This is a genomic window from Streptomyces sp. NBC_01210 (assembly GCF_036010325.1).
Taxonomy (GTDB): domain Bacteria; phylum Actinomycetota; class Actinomycetes; order Streptomycetales; family Streptomycetaceae; genus Streptomyces.
In genome coordinates this window covers 8,666,797-8,684,151 of record NZ_CP108549.1, presented here as the reverse complement: position 1 = coordinate 8,684,151, position 17,355 = coordinate 8,666,797, and the positions used below count along the sequence as shown (strand labels likewise).

The 17,355-nt window shown below is 68.0% G+C and carries 15 protein-coding genes and 1 pseudogene; 6 read left to right on the top strand and 10 right to left on the bottom strand.

Annotated features, from left to right (window positions below; all coding sequences use genetic code 11):
* Nucleotides 1-308: 308 nt before the first annotated feature.
* From OG735_RS39155 to OG735_RS39135, 5 genes are all read right to left on the bottom strand, one after another.
* Nucleotides 309-1,292 (bottom strand): iron-containing redox enzyme family protein, encoded by a 984-nt coding sequence (locus OG735_RS39155; protein ID WP_442812647.1) that lies wholly within the window; start codon nt 1,290-1,292, stop codon nt 309-311.
* A 29-nt stretch (nt 1,293-1,321) separates the two neighbouring features.
* The gene (locus OG735_RS39150; protein WP_327328610.1) at nt 1,322-1,477 is read right to left on the bottom strand and encodes a CDGSH iron-sulfur domain-containing protein; all 156 of its coding nucleotides are present in this window, start codon (nt 1,475-1,477) and stop codon (nt 1,322-1,324) included.
* Between the two features lie 109 nt (nt 1,478-1,586).
* Complete coding sequence (locus OG735_RS39145) at nt 1,587-2,270, bottom strand: HemK2/MTQ2 family protein methyltransferase (RefSeq protein WP_327327893.1); 684 nt, start codon at nt 2,268-2,270, stop codon at nt 1,587-1,589.
* Nucleotides 2,271-2,356: 86 nt separating this feature from the next.
* Nucleotides 2,357-3,589, bottom strand: a complete 1,233-nt coding sequence (locus tag OG735_RS39140) for a carboxylate-amine ligase (RefSeq protein WP_327327892.1) — start codon at nt 3,587-3,589, stop codon at nt 2,357-2,359.
* Nucleotides 3,582-3,920: a DUF6479 family protein gene (locus OG735_RS39135; protein ID WP_327328609.1), complete on the bottom strand. Its 339-nt coding sequence runs from the start codon at nt 3,918-3,920 to the stop codon at nt 3,582-3,584. Before OG735_RS39135 ends, OG735_RS39140 begins: the two co-directional genes overlap by 8 nt.
* 445 nt (nt 3,921-4,365) lie before the next feature.
* Here OG735_RS39135 and OG735_RS39130 point away from each other — a divergent pair, with 445 nt between their 5' ends.
* From OG735_RS39130 to OG735_RS39120, 3 genes and pseudogenes are all read left to right on the top strand, one after another.
* Complete coding sequence (locus tag OG735_RS39130; protein WP_327327891.1) at nt 4,366-5,436, top strand: PP2C family protein-serine/threonine phosphatase; 1,071 nt, start codon at nt 4,366-4,368, stop codon at nt 5,434-5,436.
* Between the two features lie 40 nt (nt 5,437-5,476).
* Nucleotides 5,477-5,630 (top strand): annotated as a pseudogene (locus OG735_RS39125) (IS5/IS1182 family transposase); the annotation flags it as partial.
* Nucleotides 5,631-5,726: 96 nt separating this feature from the next.
* Complete coding sequence (locus tag OG735_RS39120) at nt 5,727-6,602, top strand: oxygenase MpaB family protein (RefSeq protein ID WP_442812646.1); 876 nt, start codon at nt 5,727-5,729, stop codon at nt 6,600-6,602.
* 60 nt (nt 6,603-6,662) lie between these two features.
* On the opposite strand, the gene OG735_RS39115 is transcribed toward OG735_RS39120, so the two are convergent.
* Nucleotides 6,663-7,211, bottom strand: coding sequence for a CchlQ (locus tag OG735_RS39115; RefSeq protein WP_327327890.1), 549 nt, complete (start codon nt 7,209-7,211; stop codon nt 6,663-6,665).
* A 215-nt stretch (nt 7,212-7,426) separates the two neighbouring features.
* Nucleotides 7,427-8,338, bottom strand: coding sequence for an oxidoreductase (locus tag OG735_RS39110; RefSeq protein WP_327327889.1), 912 nt, complete (start codon nt 8,336-8,338; stop codon nt 7,427-7,429).
* Nucleotides 8,339-8,780: 442 nt separating this feature from the next.
* Between OG735_RS39110 and OG735_RS39105 the strand changes: the two genes are divergently transcribed.
* Complete coding sequence (locus tag OG735_RS39105; RefSeq protein WP_327327888.1) at nt 8,781-9,593, top strand: hypothetical protein; 813 nt, start codon at nt 8,781-8,783, stop codon at nt 9,591-9,593.
* 337 nt (nt 9,594-9,930) lie between these two features.
* On the opposite strand, the gene OG735_RS39100 is transcribed toward OG735_RS39105, so the two are convergent.
* Nucleotides 9,931-10,257 carry a hypothetical protein gene (locus tag OG735_RS39100; RefSeq protein ID WP_327327887.1) on the bottom strand — a complete coding sequence of 109 codons (327 nt, stop codon included), beginning with the start codon at nt 10,255-10,257 and terminating at the stop codon, nt 9,931-9,933.
* A gap of 834 nt (nt 10,258-11,091) precedes the next feature.
* Between OG735_RS39100 and OG735_RS39095 the strand changes: the two genes are divergently transcribed.
* Nucleotides 11,092-12,087, top strand: a complete 996-nt coding sequence (locus tag OG735_RS39095) for an ornithine cyclodeaminase family protein (protein WP_327327886.1) — start codon at nt 11,092-11,094, stop codon at nt 12,085-12,087.
* A 101-nt stretch (nt 12,088-12,188) separates the two neighbouring features.
* Here OG735_RS39095 and OG735_RS39090 read toward each other — a convergent pair whose 3' ends face one another.
* Nucleotides 12,189-13,022 (bottom strand): hypothetical protein, encoded by an 834-nt coding sequence (locus OG735_RS39090; protein ID WP_327327885.1) that lies wholly within the window; start codon nt 13,020-13,022, stop codon nt 12,189-12,191.
* Nucleotides 13,023-13,257: 235 nt separating this feature from the next.
* Entirely contained in the window at nt 13,258-14,811 is a 1,554-nt protein-coding gene (locus tag OG735_RS39085; protein ID WP_327327884.1) for a serine/threonine-protein kinase, read from the bottom strand.
* 436 nt (nt 14,812-15,247) lie between these two features.
* Here OG735_RS39085 and OG735_RS39080 point away from each other — a divergent pair, with 436 nt between their 5' ends.
* Nucleotides 15,248-17,266: a serine/threonine-protein kinase gene (locus tag OG735_RS39080; protein WP_327327883.1), complete on the top strand. Its 2,019-nt coding sequence runs from the start codon at nt 15,248-15,250 to the stop codon at nt 17,264-17,266.
* Nucleotides 17,267-17,355 lie beyond the last annotated feature (89 nt).

Genomic DNA, 17,355 nt, shown 5'->3' with positions numbered 1-17,355 from the left:
CGTCCGGTCGCGCTGTGCGCCTCGTCGCGTATCCAGGCTGGACCAAGCCACGATTCGCGGCACGTGGAGCGCCGGCGGAAGGTGCCTGGGAACGCGGCCGAAACAAAGCACGTACGCGGCACCCAAGCGAGCAAATGAGTGACTCATACCGCAACCGACCTGCCCTGAAGCGGCGCAAACACTGGGCCTCGCCCCTTGTAGCGTGGAGGCGACCCTGCGCGATCCGGACGGCGTGCTGTTCACCGTGACGAGCGACCCTCGAATGGCTGAAGGTCATCACAGGCGGCTTCCGCGGGCAGGCCGGTGTATCACAGCGGCTTCCGCAGGCTGGAGTGACCGCGGCGCCACGCCGAGAGGAGGTGGTCACCGAATCGGGAATCGACCCAGCCCGTGGCGTCGATGCCGAATGCCACCTCTTCCTCGAGCCAGGGTTCTTCTTCGAGCAGACCGCCGATGACATCCCGCCGAACGACCTGTTCGTGCACCGCGTCCGCCTCAACGTGCTCCGCGTAGAAGTGCACCGCGGCCGGTCCTGCGCCGACCCGCCGCAGTGCTTGAGCCATGCGGCGCGAGCCCGGCGACGACGTCACCTCGACGGCGGCGAAGTGCCCTACCAGAGCACCCCGCAGCGCCCGATGCAGGCCGAACAGCGACATCAGGTTGACACTCGTCAGCATTCCCGAAGCGGCGGAATTCACATATCGGCCGTAGTCCGTGTCCAGGCCGAGGTCCGCCATCAGATCGGCGAAGAGCTGTGCGTGCACTTGCTCCGCACGTCCCGCGCCGAATTCGTCGAACTCCACCGCCACCATCGCCGCTTTGGCCCTGCCCCAGAGACGCGGGAGGACCCATGCATGCGGATCGGCCTCTTTGAGATGGTAGAGGGACCGCTGGGCCGCGTACTCACGAAGCTGCCACAACTCGCCCCGGTCCTTGAGGAAATGGGACGTTCCCGTGCCGTTGAGGGGTTCGACGAGGATGTCCTCGAGCGCCTCCTGCACCCCCCTGCGCCGCCCTACGTCCATGCGCAGTGCGGCGAGGAAGCACCGCTCCATCTGCCCGCGCAGGCGCAGCAGTCCAGGGTCCCATTCCCAGTCGGGGTCGACGCCGGAAAACCCCCGGTAGTGCAGTTCGTAGCAGAGGTAGAGCGCGAGTTGCAGGTCGTCCCCATACGGAGCGGCGCATGCCACCACCTCTCCCTCCGGCAAAGGGTGGCCGGGGCGGCCATGCAGTGCGCGTACGACTCCGTACGACAGCTCCCCCCGGTTCTCCGGCAGGACAGGCTCGGCCAGACGGCCGTCAGAGGTTCGCGCGGGAGCCTTCACTGTTCTCGCCGCTTCCCCCGGCGACGGTGGCTGGTGTCGCACCACGGATATGTTCGGCTGCGCCGGCAAGTGCACAGCGCAACGCTGAAACGGTCCGACACCGCCGTACCCCCGTCGTCGAGAACCACTTCGACAGGGCCCTCGACAAGCATCGGGCCGTCCTTCGTCAGGGTGACGCGACGCCGCCGCACAGTCGGTTCGGTCGGCCCACTCGGTTCGGTCGGCCCACTCGGTTCGGTCGGCTCAGTCGGTTCGGTCGGCTCAGTCGGTTCGGTCGGCATGGAAGATCACCAGCTCTTCCTTCTCGTCGCCGGGCTCGATCAACCCCTGGGCCTCCAGCCACCGTCTTCGTGAGCTCAACACCGGCCCGAAGGGGACACAGCGGCGGTCCACCACCTCAGCCCGCAAGCCCGCCCTGTTCAGACGCGCCAGTGTCTGAGCGACGCCGCACAGGCCGGAGTGCACCAGCAGCAGTGCCCCGCCGGGGCGGAGCAAGCTCGCGGCCCCGTCGCAGATTCGGTCCACCACGGCCCGGCCGTCGCGTCCTGCGTCCCAGGCCATGGCGGGGCCGCATCGCGGCAGGCCAGGCCCGGGTGCGGGCACGTAAGGCGGATTACTGAGGATGAGATCGAAGCGGCGGCCCTCGACCGGAGCCAGTAGGTCGCCGTGCAGCACTTCCACCTTCAGCCGGGCAAGGGCTGCATTGAGGCGGGTTGTCAGCGCGGCACGCCAGGCCCGGTCGACCGCGGTGACGCGTGCACCGCGCCGGGCGGCGGCCAGGGCCAGGGTTCCTCCGCCGGTCCCCACGTCGAGGACGTCGGCACCCGGTCTCAGTGGCTCGCGTTCCAATGCCTGCGCGAGCAGGAGCGTGTCGTCCTGCGGGGCGTAAACCCTTGGCGGAACCAGTACACGGCCGCCCCGGCCATCCTTTTCCAGACTGAGCATCCATGTCACCTCTGTTGCTTGCGACGCCTCGTGCTTCACAGCCGCCAATTCCGTCACAGTCGCGAGTGCCCACTGAGGCGGCATTCTCACGCCGAGCGGAACAATTTATGGACTGTTTCATCCGGTTTGCCCTGGGGCCCGGACGGTGCTTGCCGTGAGGCGGATGCAACGCTGCCGACCGTCAGCAGGATGAGATCATCCACGACGCCGACAAGGCCGTGGCGCGATTCGGCAGAGGCGCGCTGGCGCTGGGCACCGGACCCCCGTACCGCCAACCTCCGCAGGAATGCCCTCACCTGGCCCATGTCCCCGTGCTCTTCCAGCGCGGGCCGGACGTGGTCGACCAACCGTGCGGCTTGCACCGAGGCAGGAAGTATCCGACCGGTGAGCGCGTCGACGCCGTTGCCCGACCAGCCGTCCCGCGCCGCGCGCCAGTACGCCCCACGCAGCAGCTCACTGCTGGGGCGCGGGCCCGGGTCGCCACGCCGGACTCGTGCCGCCGCGGTCACCGCGAGTGCCCTGATCAGGACCGCCATGGCCGCGGCGTCATCGATGTCCGGCATCACATCCATGGACCGGATCTCCAGCGTCGGCAGACGCGGGTTGGGCCGGATGTCCCAGAAAGGAATGGCCGCGTCCAGCATGGCCTCGGATTCCTGCATGGCAACGGCGAGGCGCTCGTAGTGATCCAGGGATTCGAAGTACGGCGGCGGCCCCAGGCAAGGGAAACGCCCTCTGACGACGGAACGCCAGCTTTCGTAGCCCGTGTCGTGCCCTTGGTGGAAGGGAGAGTTGGCGCTCATCGCCACAAGAAGCGGCAGCCAGGGTCTGAGGTGATTGCTCACCAGTACGCCCAGCTCTCGGTCCGGCAGATGCACATGTGTATGGAATGCGCAGACGGCGAAGTCGTCGAGCATGGCACGGTACTGGTCCACGCTGGCCCGATAGCGCGGATGGTCTCCGATTTCGGCCGGTCCGCTGCCTCCGATGACCGGAGTACCCGATGCGCACAGGCGTAGCCCTTCGACCTGGGCAGCTGCGGAGGCGGCACCGCGCATCCAGGCCAGCTGGCTGAAGAGTTCCGCGAAGCTGGAGCACGGTGGTGTCTTTCCTTCTATTTGGTATTCCGTGAACTCGCCGGAGACCAGATCGCCCATCACGGAGGAAGCTCGTGCGACCACCCTGGAACCGCCCGCTTCCACGGAGCGGCTCCCGGGGTGAACGAGAAAGTACTCCTCCTCCACACCCACCGTGGGGACGGCTGCGTGATCGTGTCCGTTCGCACAGCTGCCCGCGACTTCCCTTTCCCCGTCACCCATCGCGTTTCCCGACGTCCTTGTCGGGAGCCGACCGGGAACCCTGGTTCCCGAAACCCCTCAGCTCATGCGGGGTAAGCCTCTCGCCCTCGCTGCCGAAGTCGTCGGCTTCACGAGTTTCCTCAATGTGCGTCCGGCGTGCAGGGCGTCGAGGCTGCTCATCGGGACGGGGCGGCCTGCTGCGGCCTCGCCGGATCCCCCAGCCGACCAGGCCGATCAAGAAGGCCACCACAACGATCCCAATGAAAAACGGGGCAATTCCCGTGAGCCATTCGCTATCGGCGGCAAGGCTGGGCACACTTCCGCGGCCAAGTGCGACTGGGAATGTGTTCATGGCGATCATCTCCTCCGTTCGGTGCACTGGAAGCCGAGTCGACCGACAGCGGATTCACAGTGCAAGGCTCAGTGCCATGGCCAGGAAGTTCCGGAGATCGGGGTCGGTTGTGGATACTCACGTGATGGCGGGTGCCCTATACGGCCCTCTTCATGTCGCGCGCGAAGCCCGCATTCAAGTGGCGTGTGCGCAAGGATTGGCTGACGTGCATTGTGTCTACGCGCAGAAATCGGGCCGAGGCGATGGCGCGGCGCGACCAGCCCAGGTCACCGCGGGCACTTCGACGCCACGTCGAGTCGGTACGTGAGTTGGCGGGTGCTTGAGCCGCCGAGTGGAGCATGGAGCTGCGACGAGGCACGCTGTATCCATGCGGTTGCTCTTCCGCTCCTCTCCCCGACCAGGGGCGGGCGGCCATAGCCGGGCCCTCTACACACTGGCGGAGTGTGTGCCCTTCGCGATCGCAGTGCTGGTGGTGGTCATCGAGTTCTCACCTGCACACTTTCTGTACACCGGGCCCCTCCTCACCGCGACTCCGGCGTTGGCCGCGGTGGCGATGGGCCCCAAAGGCACCTTCGCGGCAGCGGCTTTCGCCTTGGCCATCAGTGTTACCACCGCCACCTACAACCAGGCGTGGGGTAGCCAGCAGGTCTACACCAACTTTCTGGCTCTCTTCCTGGTTTCCGCGGCCAGCGTCACCACCAGTAGCGCGGTGCACACTCACAGGCAGAACGAGCTCAACCAGATTCGCCGGATTGCCGTGGCGGCCCAACGGGTGCTGCTGCGGCCCGTACCCGACCGACTCGGCCCAGTGCGGGCGGCGAGCATGTATATCGCGGCGGAGACGGGGGCGCAGATCGGCGGTGATCTGTACGAGGTTGTGCAGACCCGGTACGGGGTCCGGATGATCGTCGGAGACGTCCGCGGCAAGGGGCTTCCTGCTGTGCGCTCGGCCGCAGCCGTGCTGGGCGCCTTCCGGGAGTCCGTGCACTATGAAGATGACCTGGTGGAGGTCATCAACCACTGTGCGGCTGCGCTGCGACGGGAGCGCGCCATGCCGCGCGGCATCGATCAGGACGCTGAGGAAGATCAGTCGGAATCGTTCGTCACCGCGCTCGTGGCTCAGGTGCCGGACGGGCCCGTAGTGGAGTTCGTCAACCGTGGCCATCTGCCTCTCCTGGTGCTGAGTGAGGGCAAGGTTCAGGCCGTGATGCCCGCTTCACCACTGCCGCCCCTCGGTCTGGAAGAGTTCATCACCGGCCCTCCGGCCAAGGCGGAGAGCCATCCGTTCGCAGGCGGCGACCGCCTGCTGCTGTACACCGACGGCGTGACAGAAGCCCGCAACAGCGAGAAAGAATTCTTCGCTCTGCCCGAGGCCATGGAAGCGCTGAACGAACGCACCCCGCCCGAGTTCCTGGAACAACTGCACCAGGGATTGGTCCGCCACACCCAGGGCCACCTGGCGGACGATGTGGCGATGATCCTCGTTGACCGGCTCGACGAGGAATTGGATAAATAGAGCTGCCTCCCATGTGGTGACCGCTCGTTGGATTGTTCATGGCCCGGGGAAGTCAACGGTCCACCATCCGTTCATGATGCGGTCGCGGGCCGGTGTGTGGGGCCGGCTACCCGCGGCAGTGCTGCATCACCTGGACGACCACGGGGCCGATCAACGTCTCCCGCGTGGTCCTCGACTCAGCCGATGTCAGGGCCGGCCAGCTGCACCAGGACCAGTCGGCGATCTTCGAGGCGCAGTCGTCGGCGCCCGCCTATCGACTCCTGTTCCAGGCGGATACTTGTTGGGTGAACGTGTCAGTACCCGGGGCTTTCGACCTGCGGGAGCGACTTGGCAGCAGCCTCTTCACCCGCGTCGCAGGCCCCGCGGGCCCGGAAAATCGTGCTCGCATTCATGACACACCGGGACCTCGCTGGTTCGGTCCGGACAGGCCAATCCGTACCGTCCACGGCGACGCCTCGATGTTCATCGGCGGACTGAGGGCCCTGTTGCTGCAGTCCTTGCACCCGCTGGCCATGGCCGCGGTGGCAGCTCACTCCGGCTATCAGGGTGACCCGTGGGGGCGGCTGCAGCGCACCAGCACATTCCTCGCCGTGACGACCTACGGCACCGCCGACGACGCCCAGCAAGCGGTCGACCGCGTCCGAGCGGTGCACGACCGCGTGAAAGGGACCACCCGCACCGGGGAGACTTACCACGCCGCCGACCCGCATCTGCTCGCCTGGGTGCACATCGCCGAGGTAGACAGCTTCCTTCAGGCCCACCAGCGCTACGGCGCGCATCCCCTGGATGCCACCGGGTGCGACGAATACATCGCCGACACTGCACGCGTCGCAGCCGCGCTCGGTGTGACCGACCCTCCACGGAACCAGGGCGAGCTGGCCGACCGGCTCGCTGCCTACCGCCCGGAACTGCGCGCGACCCAAGAGGCCCGCGAGGCAGCGCGCTTCATACTCCTCCACCCGCCCCTGCCCTGGATCGCCCGAGTCCCGTACGCCGTCCTCACCGCCAACGCTGTGTCCACACTTCCGCTGTGGGCCCGCAAGCCGCTGAGGCTGCCCCATCTGCCGGGGATCGAGGAAACCTGCGTACGACTGGGTGGACATGCGCTGATCACGACGATCCGATGGGCCATAAAGCCTCGCCGGCCCGTCGCGCACACGACCTGACCAGCGGACACTGCGTCCGCTCGCACTCGCCACACCGGTCGTAGGCGGGGACCGTGTTGTTCACTCTCCCGCAGCGACCGCCGCTTGGCATATCGGGCACCGGTCCTTGCCGTCCCACCCGTCCCACCCGAAAACCGCGGGCGAGAGGGACTGGCCTTCAAGCTCCTTGCGCACGGCGACCCGATAGGACCAGACCGCGCCGATGTAGGGGTGGTAGACATCGTGGAAGGCGGGTGACACCAGCGAAGCCCCTGCCGCAACCGCACGTTGAAGAGCACGGAGCTGCTCGAACATCACCTGCCCGGCACCGGCGACGGCCGCGGTCGCATCGATGAACAGACGTTCACGTACTTCATAGATCGCTGCATCGCTCAGTGCCGCGCGGGTGGCTGTGCCCAGGTCGACTTCGGCACCTGGGGCTTGCGCGATCTGGCGCAACCGCGCGTGGCACGCCCCAGCGGCTCCGATGAACTCGATGTACACAGCCCGCCGCCGTGCCCCGACTCCCCGGTCATCTTCGTGGCGATGGCGCAGGTAGTCAGCCAGAACGGTGCCGGAAATGGCAAGAGAGCCACCACTGACCGCCGCGACGAGCGTCCCCCAGTCCACGTCTGCCCCCCAGCAGTGATCACAACGTCGACGTCTGGAATCTACGCGCGGCTTCCCTCGAAGAACAGAGGTCAAGCCAGGCGCAGTTGCCGCGCAGGGGGCACTGCATCACGACGCTGCGGGCGCAGCGCGCGCAGACCCTGCTGGATCGAATCGCCCAAGTGGAAGTGTGAGATACCTCGACAGGCAGACGTGGAGTTCGTGGACAGCCTCACTCACTCTCCGCCCGTGTGGAGTGAATCGAGGCGGGCCAGTTCGTCCGCAGAGAGCCGCAGCGCGCTCGCGGCCACGTTCTCGAGGAGGTGGTCCGGATTGCCGGTGCCGGGGATGGCCAGCACGTGCGGTCCTTGCTGAAGGGTCCACGCCAGCCGGACCTGCGCGGCCGTCGCGCCGTGCGCGCTTGCGACGGCGAGTACCTCTTCGCTGTCGGTGGCGCTCGCACCCGCGTCACCCCCGGCACTGGCGATTGCGTAGAACGGTACGAACGCGACGCCCTGCTCCCCGCAGGCGCGCACGAAGTCGTGATCCTCGGGCCGTGCGCCAACGCCGTAGGAGTTCTGCACGCAAACCACCGGCGCAATGGTCCGGGCCTCGGCGAGCTGTTCGGGCCTGACGTTGGAGATGCCCAGGTGGCGGATCAGCCCGGAGTCGCGCAGACCGGCCAGCGCACCGAAATGCTCGGCGATCGAGCCGGTTGCCAGGCTTCGTGGGATGCGCAGGTTCACCACGTCGAGGTGGTCACGGCCGAGCTGGCGCAGGTTCTCCTCGACCTGGCCGCGCAACTGCCCGGGCGTGGCCCACAGCCACTCACCCGAAGGATCCCGGCCCGGCCCCACCTTGGTCGTGATGACCAGATCATCCGGGTACGGGGCCAGTGCGCGATTGATCAGCTCGTTGGCGGAGCGCAGCGGCGAGAAGTAGAACGCGGCGGTGTCGATGTGGTTCACACCGAGCTCAACGGCGCGGCGCAGCACGCTGATCGCCCGGTCACGATCGCTCGGGATGCCGTTCCCGAACGCCCGGCCGTTCTGTGTCAGGCGCATCGCGCCGAAACCGATCCGGTTGACTGTCAGGTCGCCGAGTTCCCAGGTGCCCGCGGCCGCCGCGGTGATCGTTTCTGAGGTCATGACCGGAGTCTGTGTCAGACCCCTCCGGAGCGCCTCAAGGTGGCAACAACCTGCCAGAGACAACGCATCCGCTCGCGACCCCCGTGATCAGCTCGACCTCGGAGCCGGCAGCGAGCCGGCGGACGAAGACCCGATGCTCCGGCAGACAGCAGCTGCCGGCAGGCTCATCGGCCCGTCAGCTGCGCCCGCCGGGTGGCGAAGTCGACGCCGTGGGAACCGCGTTGGCCGTCGGCGTTGACGCGGAAGGCGATCAGGACGTGGACGCCGACGCTGCGCAGGGCAGCTCTGCCCCACCCAGGTAGCCAGTGACACCGTGTGAAGCATTGGCCTGTAATGTCTCGCGGAAGCTACTCGGTGGGGGGCCGCGGGCCATTGTGCCGCGTGTGAGTATGCGCCCCACGAGTCGCCGACATCCCAGACAACGAAGACTTCGGGGACCCGTATGAAACACACCGGCCTGGGGCGCAAGCTCTTCGCCATAGCCGCTGGCACAGCCTTCGCGCTACTCCTTCCCGCCGCCTCTGCCGACGCAGCCGGCACTCAGGTGTACTCGGGCAACGGATGGAAGGCACTGCCCAACGTCCACTCCCTGTCGGGGGACGGCACCGGCTACACGATCCAGTTCGCCAGCGCCGACGCCCGGACCAAGCTCGGCCCGGCCGCCAAACAGGCTGCCGCCCAGCTCACTTCGGTGACCGGCATCAAGTTCACCGTCTCGACGACTCTCAAGGCATCCCCTGAGGGGTGCGCGGCCCAGCCGCGCCATGTCCTGACGCTGGGCACCAAGTACCGGCCGTTCGACGGCAGGAAAGGCATGTCCCGCGCGTGGCACTGCTTCAACACCGGTGACCACAGCGTGTGGGGCGGGTGGTCCTGGATCGACACGGAGTACTGGTCGCGGCCCGACTGGTTCAGCAGCAACAAGGCAATCAACGCGGCCATAACCAGGAACGCTGTCAACCACGAGATCGGGCACCTGGTCGGCCTGAACCACCCGAACAAGGACCTCAACGGTGACGGCAAGGTCGCCGACTTCGAATGCGTACTGACCCCGAAGAAGTATCGGCCCCTGATGTGCTCGCCGAACGGCGGCTACACCACGGCGGCCGACGGAGGCAAGTTCACATCGATCGAGACGCCTGGTCTCAAGCAGCTCGCCGACAACTGGACGCTCCCGGCCCCGGCCGGCAAGGCCCGCCTTGCCAGGACAACACCCGGCATCGACGGGGGCGCGCTCGGCGGAGCCGACTCCTGAGGCATCAGGAAAGCGACATCTGAGGGAACAACCCTCCTCTCGTCACGGGGTGCCGCCGGAGCCACCGGCGGCACCCTGGAACCGCCCTGACGCCACGGCTCCGGATTGGCCGATTCACGCCACAGGTACGTTCTGCATCGCCTTGGACGCTAAGTTGAGTACAGCGAGCCCCGGCCTCCGTGTCATCCCCCGTACACGGAGCCCGGGGCCGCGCTTTCATACTCCGCCCGAGGGGCGTCACCCGGAGCCCTCTGCGACGCGGTCACAGCGACGGCCCAAATCGGGGAGTGTCGGCAGCCATGGGGCACGCAGGTGAACGGTTCCGTGGCCCCGCCCGTCAGCCGGTCGGCGCCGCACACTGTTTGCCGGGAGGACAGAACCACCTGAGGGCCGTGTCCAGCAGCTCCTGCTCGTCGTCGGAACCGTCGGCGTCGGAACCGTAGGCCACTATGGCGTACCGCTGCCCGTCCTCCGCTTCGAAGCGGTGATCGATGACATGCCGGGTGAAGCTCTGCGACTCCCCGGCGACTTCGTCGGCGCGGTACTCGTGCGTGGCGGCCTTCCGCGCGGCCCCCGAGCTCTCCTCCAACGTGATGACTTCGTAGCCGTTGAGTTTCCGGCTCTCGAGCTGTGCCGCCTGGAGCGAGGCGTACGGCGATGTCACCAACGCCCACCAGCCGTCCTGCCCCCTGCACGGCCTGGGCCACCTGGCCACTCCGCCCGGCAGAGAGGCCGTCAGTCCCCCGCCCGGACACCGAGCCGGCGAACCACAGCGCCACCGCGACCATGGCGTACAGCTGGGACCAGGGCAGCGGCAGCCCTCCGGTGAGCTTCAGGGCCTCGTCCCCGGAATAGAAGGCCGTCAGCACGTCATGGAACTGCACGTCGGAACCTGCGCCCCGCTGGTCCCCCAGGGCATCCCAGAACATCACCACGTCGGTGATCAGGAATCCGCTCCACACGGCGAGCAGCAGCAGCGCCGTCGTCGTCTCCTGGCGCATAACGCGCAGGGCGTGTGCCAGCACTGGCAGGACGTCCACGCCCAGCGGCGGTGCCACGGGCCGCTCCGGGTGTCCGACCAATTCACCCACGACGCGGCGACGGAAGGACATGTCCAGGTAGACCCCGGCACACAGCAGGCGAGTGGCCTCTGTGCGGCTGTACTGGTGCTGCGGGAGGTTCTCTCCGGCCACGGGCATCCCCACTCAATCCGGGCAAGGAATAGGCAAGTTACTGCGCGGTCGGCACTCAGGGTGAGAAACAGCGATACATACGCATCGATCAGGTGAATTTCTCCAATTCGCCTTGATTTTCCGAAGGTAGGCCATGAAACACCCTGCCGGAGGCAGGCGCGCGTCGCACGGTGCTCGCCCCCAACTCCCGTGCTCTGGACTCGAAATGACGCCGAGTTTCTGGCAGTCCCCGAACCCGGCGTGCCCGACGGCACGCGCTCGATCCCCAATGCCGGGTGGAATAAGCCACGGTAGTGTGCCGAGACATGCTGATTCTTGGTCAAGAGGACGTTGCGGCGCTGCTGGACTGCGATGCGCTGATCGACGCGCTCGCAGGGGCGATGGCCGACCTGAGCGCCGGGGACGCCGTGGTCCCCGCGCGGACCGCAGCGCCGGTTCCTGGGCTCACGGCGACGATGCTGGTCGACATGCCCGCCTACGTTCCCTCGACCCGGGCGCTGATCAGCAAGCTGGTGTCAGTGTTCCCGGGAAACGCGGGCGGGCCTGTCCCCGTACGCCAGGGCGTGGTCGCCGTCTTCGACCCGGACACCGGCGTACCGGCGGCGCTCATGGACGCGACCTGGCTCACAGCGGCCCGCACCGGCGCCTGTTCGGCTCTGTCCGCCCGACTGCTGGCCCGCGAGGACGCTTCCGTACTGGCGGTCCTCGGGACCGGCCCGCAGGCGCGCGCTCACGCGGTGGCTGCGGTCCGGGTACGACCGATCCGCGAGCTCCGCATCGCCGGCCGGGACCGGGCCAAGGCGTCGGCACTGGCAGAGGAGGTCTCGGACGACCCGGCTACCGCCGGTGTGGCGGTTCGGGCCGTCGAATCGTACGAGGAAGCACTCGATGATGCCGATGTCGTCTGCGCGGCAACGTACGCACAAGAGCCGGTCGTCCGCCGTGACTGGATCACACCGGGCACACACATCACCTCGGTCGGTTACAACCCGCAAGGCCGGGAGATCGACGACCAGACCGTCGTCGACGCGCTGCTGTTCGTGGAATCGCGCTCGGCCGCACTGTCCGCGGTGCCTCCCAACCGTGATCTCGCCGAGCCGATCGAACGCGGCCTGATCAGCGCCGGGCATGTGCGGGCCGAGCTGGGCGAGCTGGTCGCTGGAACAGCCACCGGGCGAACCAGCGACGAGCAGATCACCCTCTACAAGTCGGTCGGCGTGGCCGTGCAGGACGCCGCCGCGGCGGCCCTGGTCCTGGCCGCCGCACGTGAGCGCGGAATGGGCCGGGAGGTCTCGCTCTAGCTTCGGGCGGCGGCACCCACGATCCGGCTGTGCTGTCCGGCACTCATGGGGCCCGGGACGTCGCCAGTGCCCGGCTCGCCGAGGCAGCCGGGCTCTGACCGCTACCGGCCCAGCACCGACCGGAGCGTCATGCCATAACGGGTGCGCAGCCGCCGCACTTCCCAGAGCGACAGCGCGGACACCGACAGCGGGCCGCCGAGCGAGAAGGCGTAGATCACGAGCGGAGGCGCGGCCACATCCGCGTCGTCGAAGAGCTGAAGACCGAAGAGCGACCAGACCAGCAGCGGTGAGAGCAGGGCCGGCAGCAGCTCATGAACGTCCCCGGTACGAAAGCAGGAATTCAGTCCGGTGACAGCGGCCGCAAGGGTGAAGCACACCGCCGCGACGAGAACGGCAGCGCAGGCGAGCCCGGCCGCGATGAACAGCAGAGCGATCACCAGACCACTGATCAGCGTGCCCACGGTGTGACCGAACAGCCCGAAGGTGAAGTCGTGAGGACCCACATCCGCGGTCGAGACGATGTCGCCGCCCAGGGCGGCCACCGTCAGCCAGACCACGCCCGCTCCGAGGGGCACCGCACCCAACGCGGACAGTGGGCCACCGATGCGGCCCGCATACATGCGCCCCAGGGGCGCTCGGGCCGAGAAGATGAAGAGGCTGACGCCGACGACACCGGCCACCACAACGATGCAACAGCCGATCAGCAGCTCCTCCAGCTTGCCGAGCACGAAATCCTCGCGCCCTTCGCGCAACGGATAGGCCAGGAGCAGCCACGCCATGGCCACCAGCCCCAGCGCCGTGCGGACGCGCTGCATCCGGGCGATGACGGGGTCTTCGATACGGTCCGGGCGGGAGGGGCTGGTCAGTGCCGAAGCCGCGGCTATGGGACTGGGTACGGCTCTGACCAGCGTGTTCAGGGAATGACGGGTAGTCAACTACGCTCTCCGGTACGTGTTCACATGTGAGGGGAGCCCGGCTTCGGCGCCAGGCGTCCGTCACCCTAGCTGATCATGAACGCGTCACCGGATCCCGTCCGTCGAGGTAGAACGATTGGCCGGGTGGGATCACGGAACGAGCCGCCGCGACGCCGCCACCCAACGCCGCAGCCCGGCGCAGGCGACGCCGCCCATCACGTCCATGATCGGCGGTCAGCATCAGCAGCCGCGCCCATCAACGCCTGGTGAGAGCGGATGGCGCGCCGGCCGACTGCGCGCCCTCGTCGTCCAGACTCAAGGTGTCGCGGCCCGTCATCGTGACCACGTAGATATTGCCCTTGGGGCAGGATGCGACGGCCGACTGGTCGGTGGGGTGGCTGGTGACCGCCTCGAAGACCATGGATGTCTTGCGTACCTCCCGCAGCTCCAGGGCCTCGGTGCAGCCCAGCTCGCGGCCGGTGCCCACTTCGGTCACCTCGCTGACCTGCTTGCCCGCCAGCTCACCCCGCCGCGCAGGATGCAGCGTCAGGGTGACGGCGAAATCGTTGGTCCGGGCCTGAGTGACGCCGTCGGCGGACGGGGTGCCCGGGCCGGTGCCCACCCATGTGCCTGTCCAGGACGTGGGCAGGGAAGCGACGTTGGGGGACTGTGACGGCTTCCCGCCGGTCGCGTCGTCAGCCTCGCGATGCTGCAGCGCGAGCGTACCCGCCGTCGCGAGCAGAGCCGCGGCGATGGCGCCTGCGATCGCCCAGGCGGCACGGCCGGACGACCGCCATCGCGGGACACCGGTAGCGAACGGGCCGACGGCTGTCCCCCCGTCGGAATCGGGGCCGTGCGCCGCCTCACCCGATACGGACGCCGGGGACGGGGGGCACACCGGCGCGGAAATCAGCGCGTGTGCCTGCGCCTCCCGCGCGGCGAGATCCGTCTCCAACGCCTCAGGCAGCAGCTGCAGCCAGTCCCCGGTCCGGCCGCCGAGACCCTCCAGCAGCGCGCCGACGGTGCTCGCCGTGGGCCGCTGCTGCGGGTCCTTGGTCAGGCAGGACCGCAGCAGCGAGGCCAGGGCTGCCGGCACTCCGTCGAGAGTCGGTTCCTCGTGCACGATGCGGTACAGCAGCACCGCTGCAGAGACCTCCTCGCCAGAGCGGGAAAACGGGCCGGTTCCGGTCGCCGCGTACACCAGCACGGCAGCCGACGAGAAGACGTCACCCGGTCCGCCCGAACCCCCGGCGCTCGCCTGCTCGGGCGACAGATAGCCGGGAGAGCCGATCACGCCGCCGGTTCGCGTGTGGCGCGAGTCCTCGGCGGCACGGGCGATTCCGAAATCGATGAGCAGGGGACCACGACGACTCAACAGCACATTGGACGGTTTCACATCCCGGTGCGCGAGCCCAGCCGCATGCACCGCCCCCAGCGCCGCCGAAAGCTCAACTGCCAGAGCCAGTACGGACCGCTCGGGCAGCGGCCCGTACCGCTGCACCCACTCCGCCAACGAGGGCGCGGCAACGTACTCCGTAGCGAGCCACTGCGGCCGCTGCCCCACGGGGCTGTAGTCCACGACCGAAACAGTCCATGGGGAACGCACCCGGTCGCTGTTGCGGATCTCGCGGGCGAACCGCTCCTCGAACCCCAGCTCGCGCCCGAACTCGGCACGCACCATCTTCAACGCCAGCGGACGCCCCGACACGGTCCGCGACAGATACACCCGCCCCATGCCACCTTCACCGAGCCGCGCCAACAGCGGATAGCCACCAACAGCCACCGGATCCGACCCGTCCAGCATCTCCATACGCCGCCGCCCCCGCCCCTTCGCACCGGCAGCCAGTGACCCCGCCGTATCCGCGACAACCGTATCCAACGGTGGTTGGCCCTTGTTCGGCCGCGTCAAGACGTACTGGTCCATGCCGACGCCGTACGGGGAACTGGCTATATCCCAGGTCGTGTTGGCAGGTACGGCGCTCCCGTGCGGTCACCCGTCCGACGGCGCTCGGCTCGCTTCGACCATCCACGCAGAATCGCCACAACCGGCCCACGGTGATGCTCTGCATCAGAGTCGTCACGCAGGCTCATACCCAACGGCCCGAACACAACATGCGTTCATCTCATCCTACTTATGGAGATGACCGACTTCGATATCTGATTTCAATGAGTATCCGATACACTTCCGCGGCAAGTGAAATGGTTGTTTGTCCAGGATGTGACCCGGGGGGGGCACCTTGGAACCATTGGGGCCTGACGACCCCGTCGTCGTGGGGCCGTACCGGCTGGCCGCCCAGTTGGGCAGTGGCGGCATGGGCCGGGTCTACCTCGGGTACTCGCCGAGCGGTCGGCAGGTCGCGATCAAGGTCATCCGCCCGGAGTACGTGCAGGAGCCCGCCTTCCGGCAGCGCTTCGCCCGCGAGGTGATCGCCTCCCGCGCCGTGAGCGGGTTCTTCACAGCCGGGGTGGTCGATGCAGACCCCGAAGGGCGCCAGCCGTGGCTGGCGACCGCGTACATTCCCGGCCCCTCACTGCAGCAGGCGGTGCAGAAGAGCGGCCCCCTGCCGGAGCGGTCCGTGCGGGCGCTCGGCGCGGCGCTGGTGGAAGCGCTGACGGCAATTCATGGTGCGGCTCTGATCCACCGGGACCTCAAGCCCGCCAATGTGCTCCTGGCCCAGGACGGGCCACGTGTGATCGACTTCGGGATCTCCCGGCTCGCCGAGCACAGTGGACTGACGCTCACCGGCACCACGATCGGATCTCCGGGCTATATGTCGCCCGAGCAGATCCAGGGACTCCCGATCGAGCCCGCGACCGACGTGTTCTCGCTCGGCTCGGTTCTGGCCTTCGCCGCGATGGGCGCCGGCCCCTTCGGTGAGGCGTCTGTGCCGGCACTGTTGTTTCGCGTGGTGCACGAGGAGCCCAATCTCCAAGCGATACCGGCAGAGTTGCGCTCGCTGATCAGTCGGTGCCTTGCGAAGCAGCCCGCCGACCGCCCGGCACTTTCGGCCCTGATGCCCGCTCTGACCGGCGGCCGGTCACCGGTGGAACTGCTCGACGCGGGCTGGCTGCCGAAGGCCTGGCAGGGCGAAGATGCGGCGGGGACGCCCGCTTTCCCGGACGTGCCCACCTCGACTACGGCGCGGCACACGCCCGTCCCCGTCCCAGCCCCCGCCCCAGAGCAGCCGCAGAGTCTGCCGGAGCCCATGCCAGAGCGGCCGGTCAGCCGTCGCCGACTGCTGTACGCCGCAGCCGGCACCCTGGGAGCCGGCGGGCTGGCAGCCGCCACCTGGGCGATGACGCGGGACGGGAAGTCGGCCGCCGCCGGATCGCTGCGCTGGCGATTCACCACCACCGGCACGGTCCTGTCCTACCCCAGCGTGGCCGGGGATCTGATCTACGCGGCGAGCAACGACGGCACGCTGTACGCGCTGACCACCAACGACGGGCTGCGACGGTGGAAGTACACGACCGCCGCAGCCATCGGCTCCGCACCCACCGTGCTGGGCGGCAGCGTGTACCTCGGCAGCGACGACCGCATCCTGTACGCCTTCGACGCGCTGTCAGGGAAGGTCCGTTGGCGGTTCACCACCGGAGGCATCGTCCATACCCCGGTCGTGACAGGGGGCGTCGCGTACGTCGGCAGCGCGGATCATCGGCTCTACGCCGTGGACACGGCCAGCGGAAAGCGTCGGTGGGCCTTCGCCGCCGGCAACGATACCCACTCACCCGCCGTGTCCGGCGAAACGGTGTACGTGGGCAGCAGCGATACCAGCCTCTACGCGGTGAACGCGAACACGGGCGAGAAGCGGTGGGCCTTCACCACACGCGGGGCAGTGTCCGGCATCCCGTCCGTGGCGGGCGGTTTCGTCTACTTCGGCAGCACCGACGGAAACTTCTACGCGGTCGACGCAGACACAGGGAAGCAAGTCTGGCAATTCGGGGGTGCCTCCGTCGGGTCCAACCCGGCGATTGCCAAGGGAGTGGTGTACGTGGGAGGCGGCAAGACGCTGCACGCGCTGGACGCCGGTACCGGCAAGCCCAGATGGGAGTTCACGGCCACAGGAGACGTCCATGCGCCGGCCACAGCTGGAGCGGTGGTGTACGTGGGGAGCGATGACACCAAGCTCTACGCGTTGAACGCTGCGACAGGAACGCAGCTTTGGGCCTACTCGGCCTCCGCTGCTGTGCACTCGCCGACAGTCGCGCAGGACACGGTGTATTTCGGCAGCGACGACAGCACCCTGTACGCCGTTCGTATCTGAACCAACCGGGAACCGGGCAGCAGACGCAAGCAGTCCTACTCACTGCAGGTAATGGCTTTTTCATGTCTGAGTGACGCTGTTTGTTACCA

Coding starts and splice junctions, on each gene's coding strand:
- OG735_RS39150 (WP_327328610.1), bottom strand. CDS start 1,477: ATGCTTGTCGAGGGCCCTGTCGAAGTGGTTCTCGACGACGGGGGTACG.
- OG735_RS39145 (WP_327327893.1), bottom strand. CDS start 2,270: ATGCTCAGTCTGGAAAAGGATGGCCGGGGCGGCCGTGTACTGGTTCCG.
- OG735_RS39140 (WP_327327892.1), bottom strand. CDS start 3,589: ATGGGTGACGGGGAAAGGGAAGTCGCGGGCAGCTGTGCGAACGGACAC.
- OG735_RS39135 (WP_327328609.1), bottom strand. CDS start 3,920: ATGAACACATTCCCAGTCGCACTTGGCCGCGGAAGTGTGCCCAGCCTT.
- OG735_RS39110 (WP_327327889.1), bottom strand. CDS start 8,338: ATGACCTCAGAAACGATCACCGCGGCGGCCGCGGGCACCTGGGAACTC.
- OG735_RS39105 (WP_327327888.1), top strand. CDS start 8,781: ATGAAACACACCGGCCTGGGGCGCAAGCTCTTCGCCATAGCCGCTGGC.
- OG735_RS39095 (WP_327327886.1), top strand. CDS start 11,092: ATGCTGATTCTTGGTCAAGAGGACGTTGCGGCGCTGCTGGACTGCGAT.
- OG735_RS39085 (WP_327327884.1), bottom strand. CDS start 14,811: ATGGAGATGCTGGACGGGTCGGATCCGGTGGCTGTTGGTGGCTATCCG.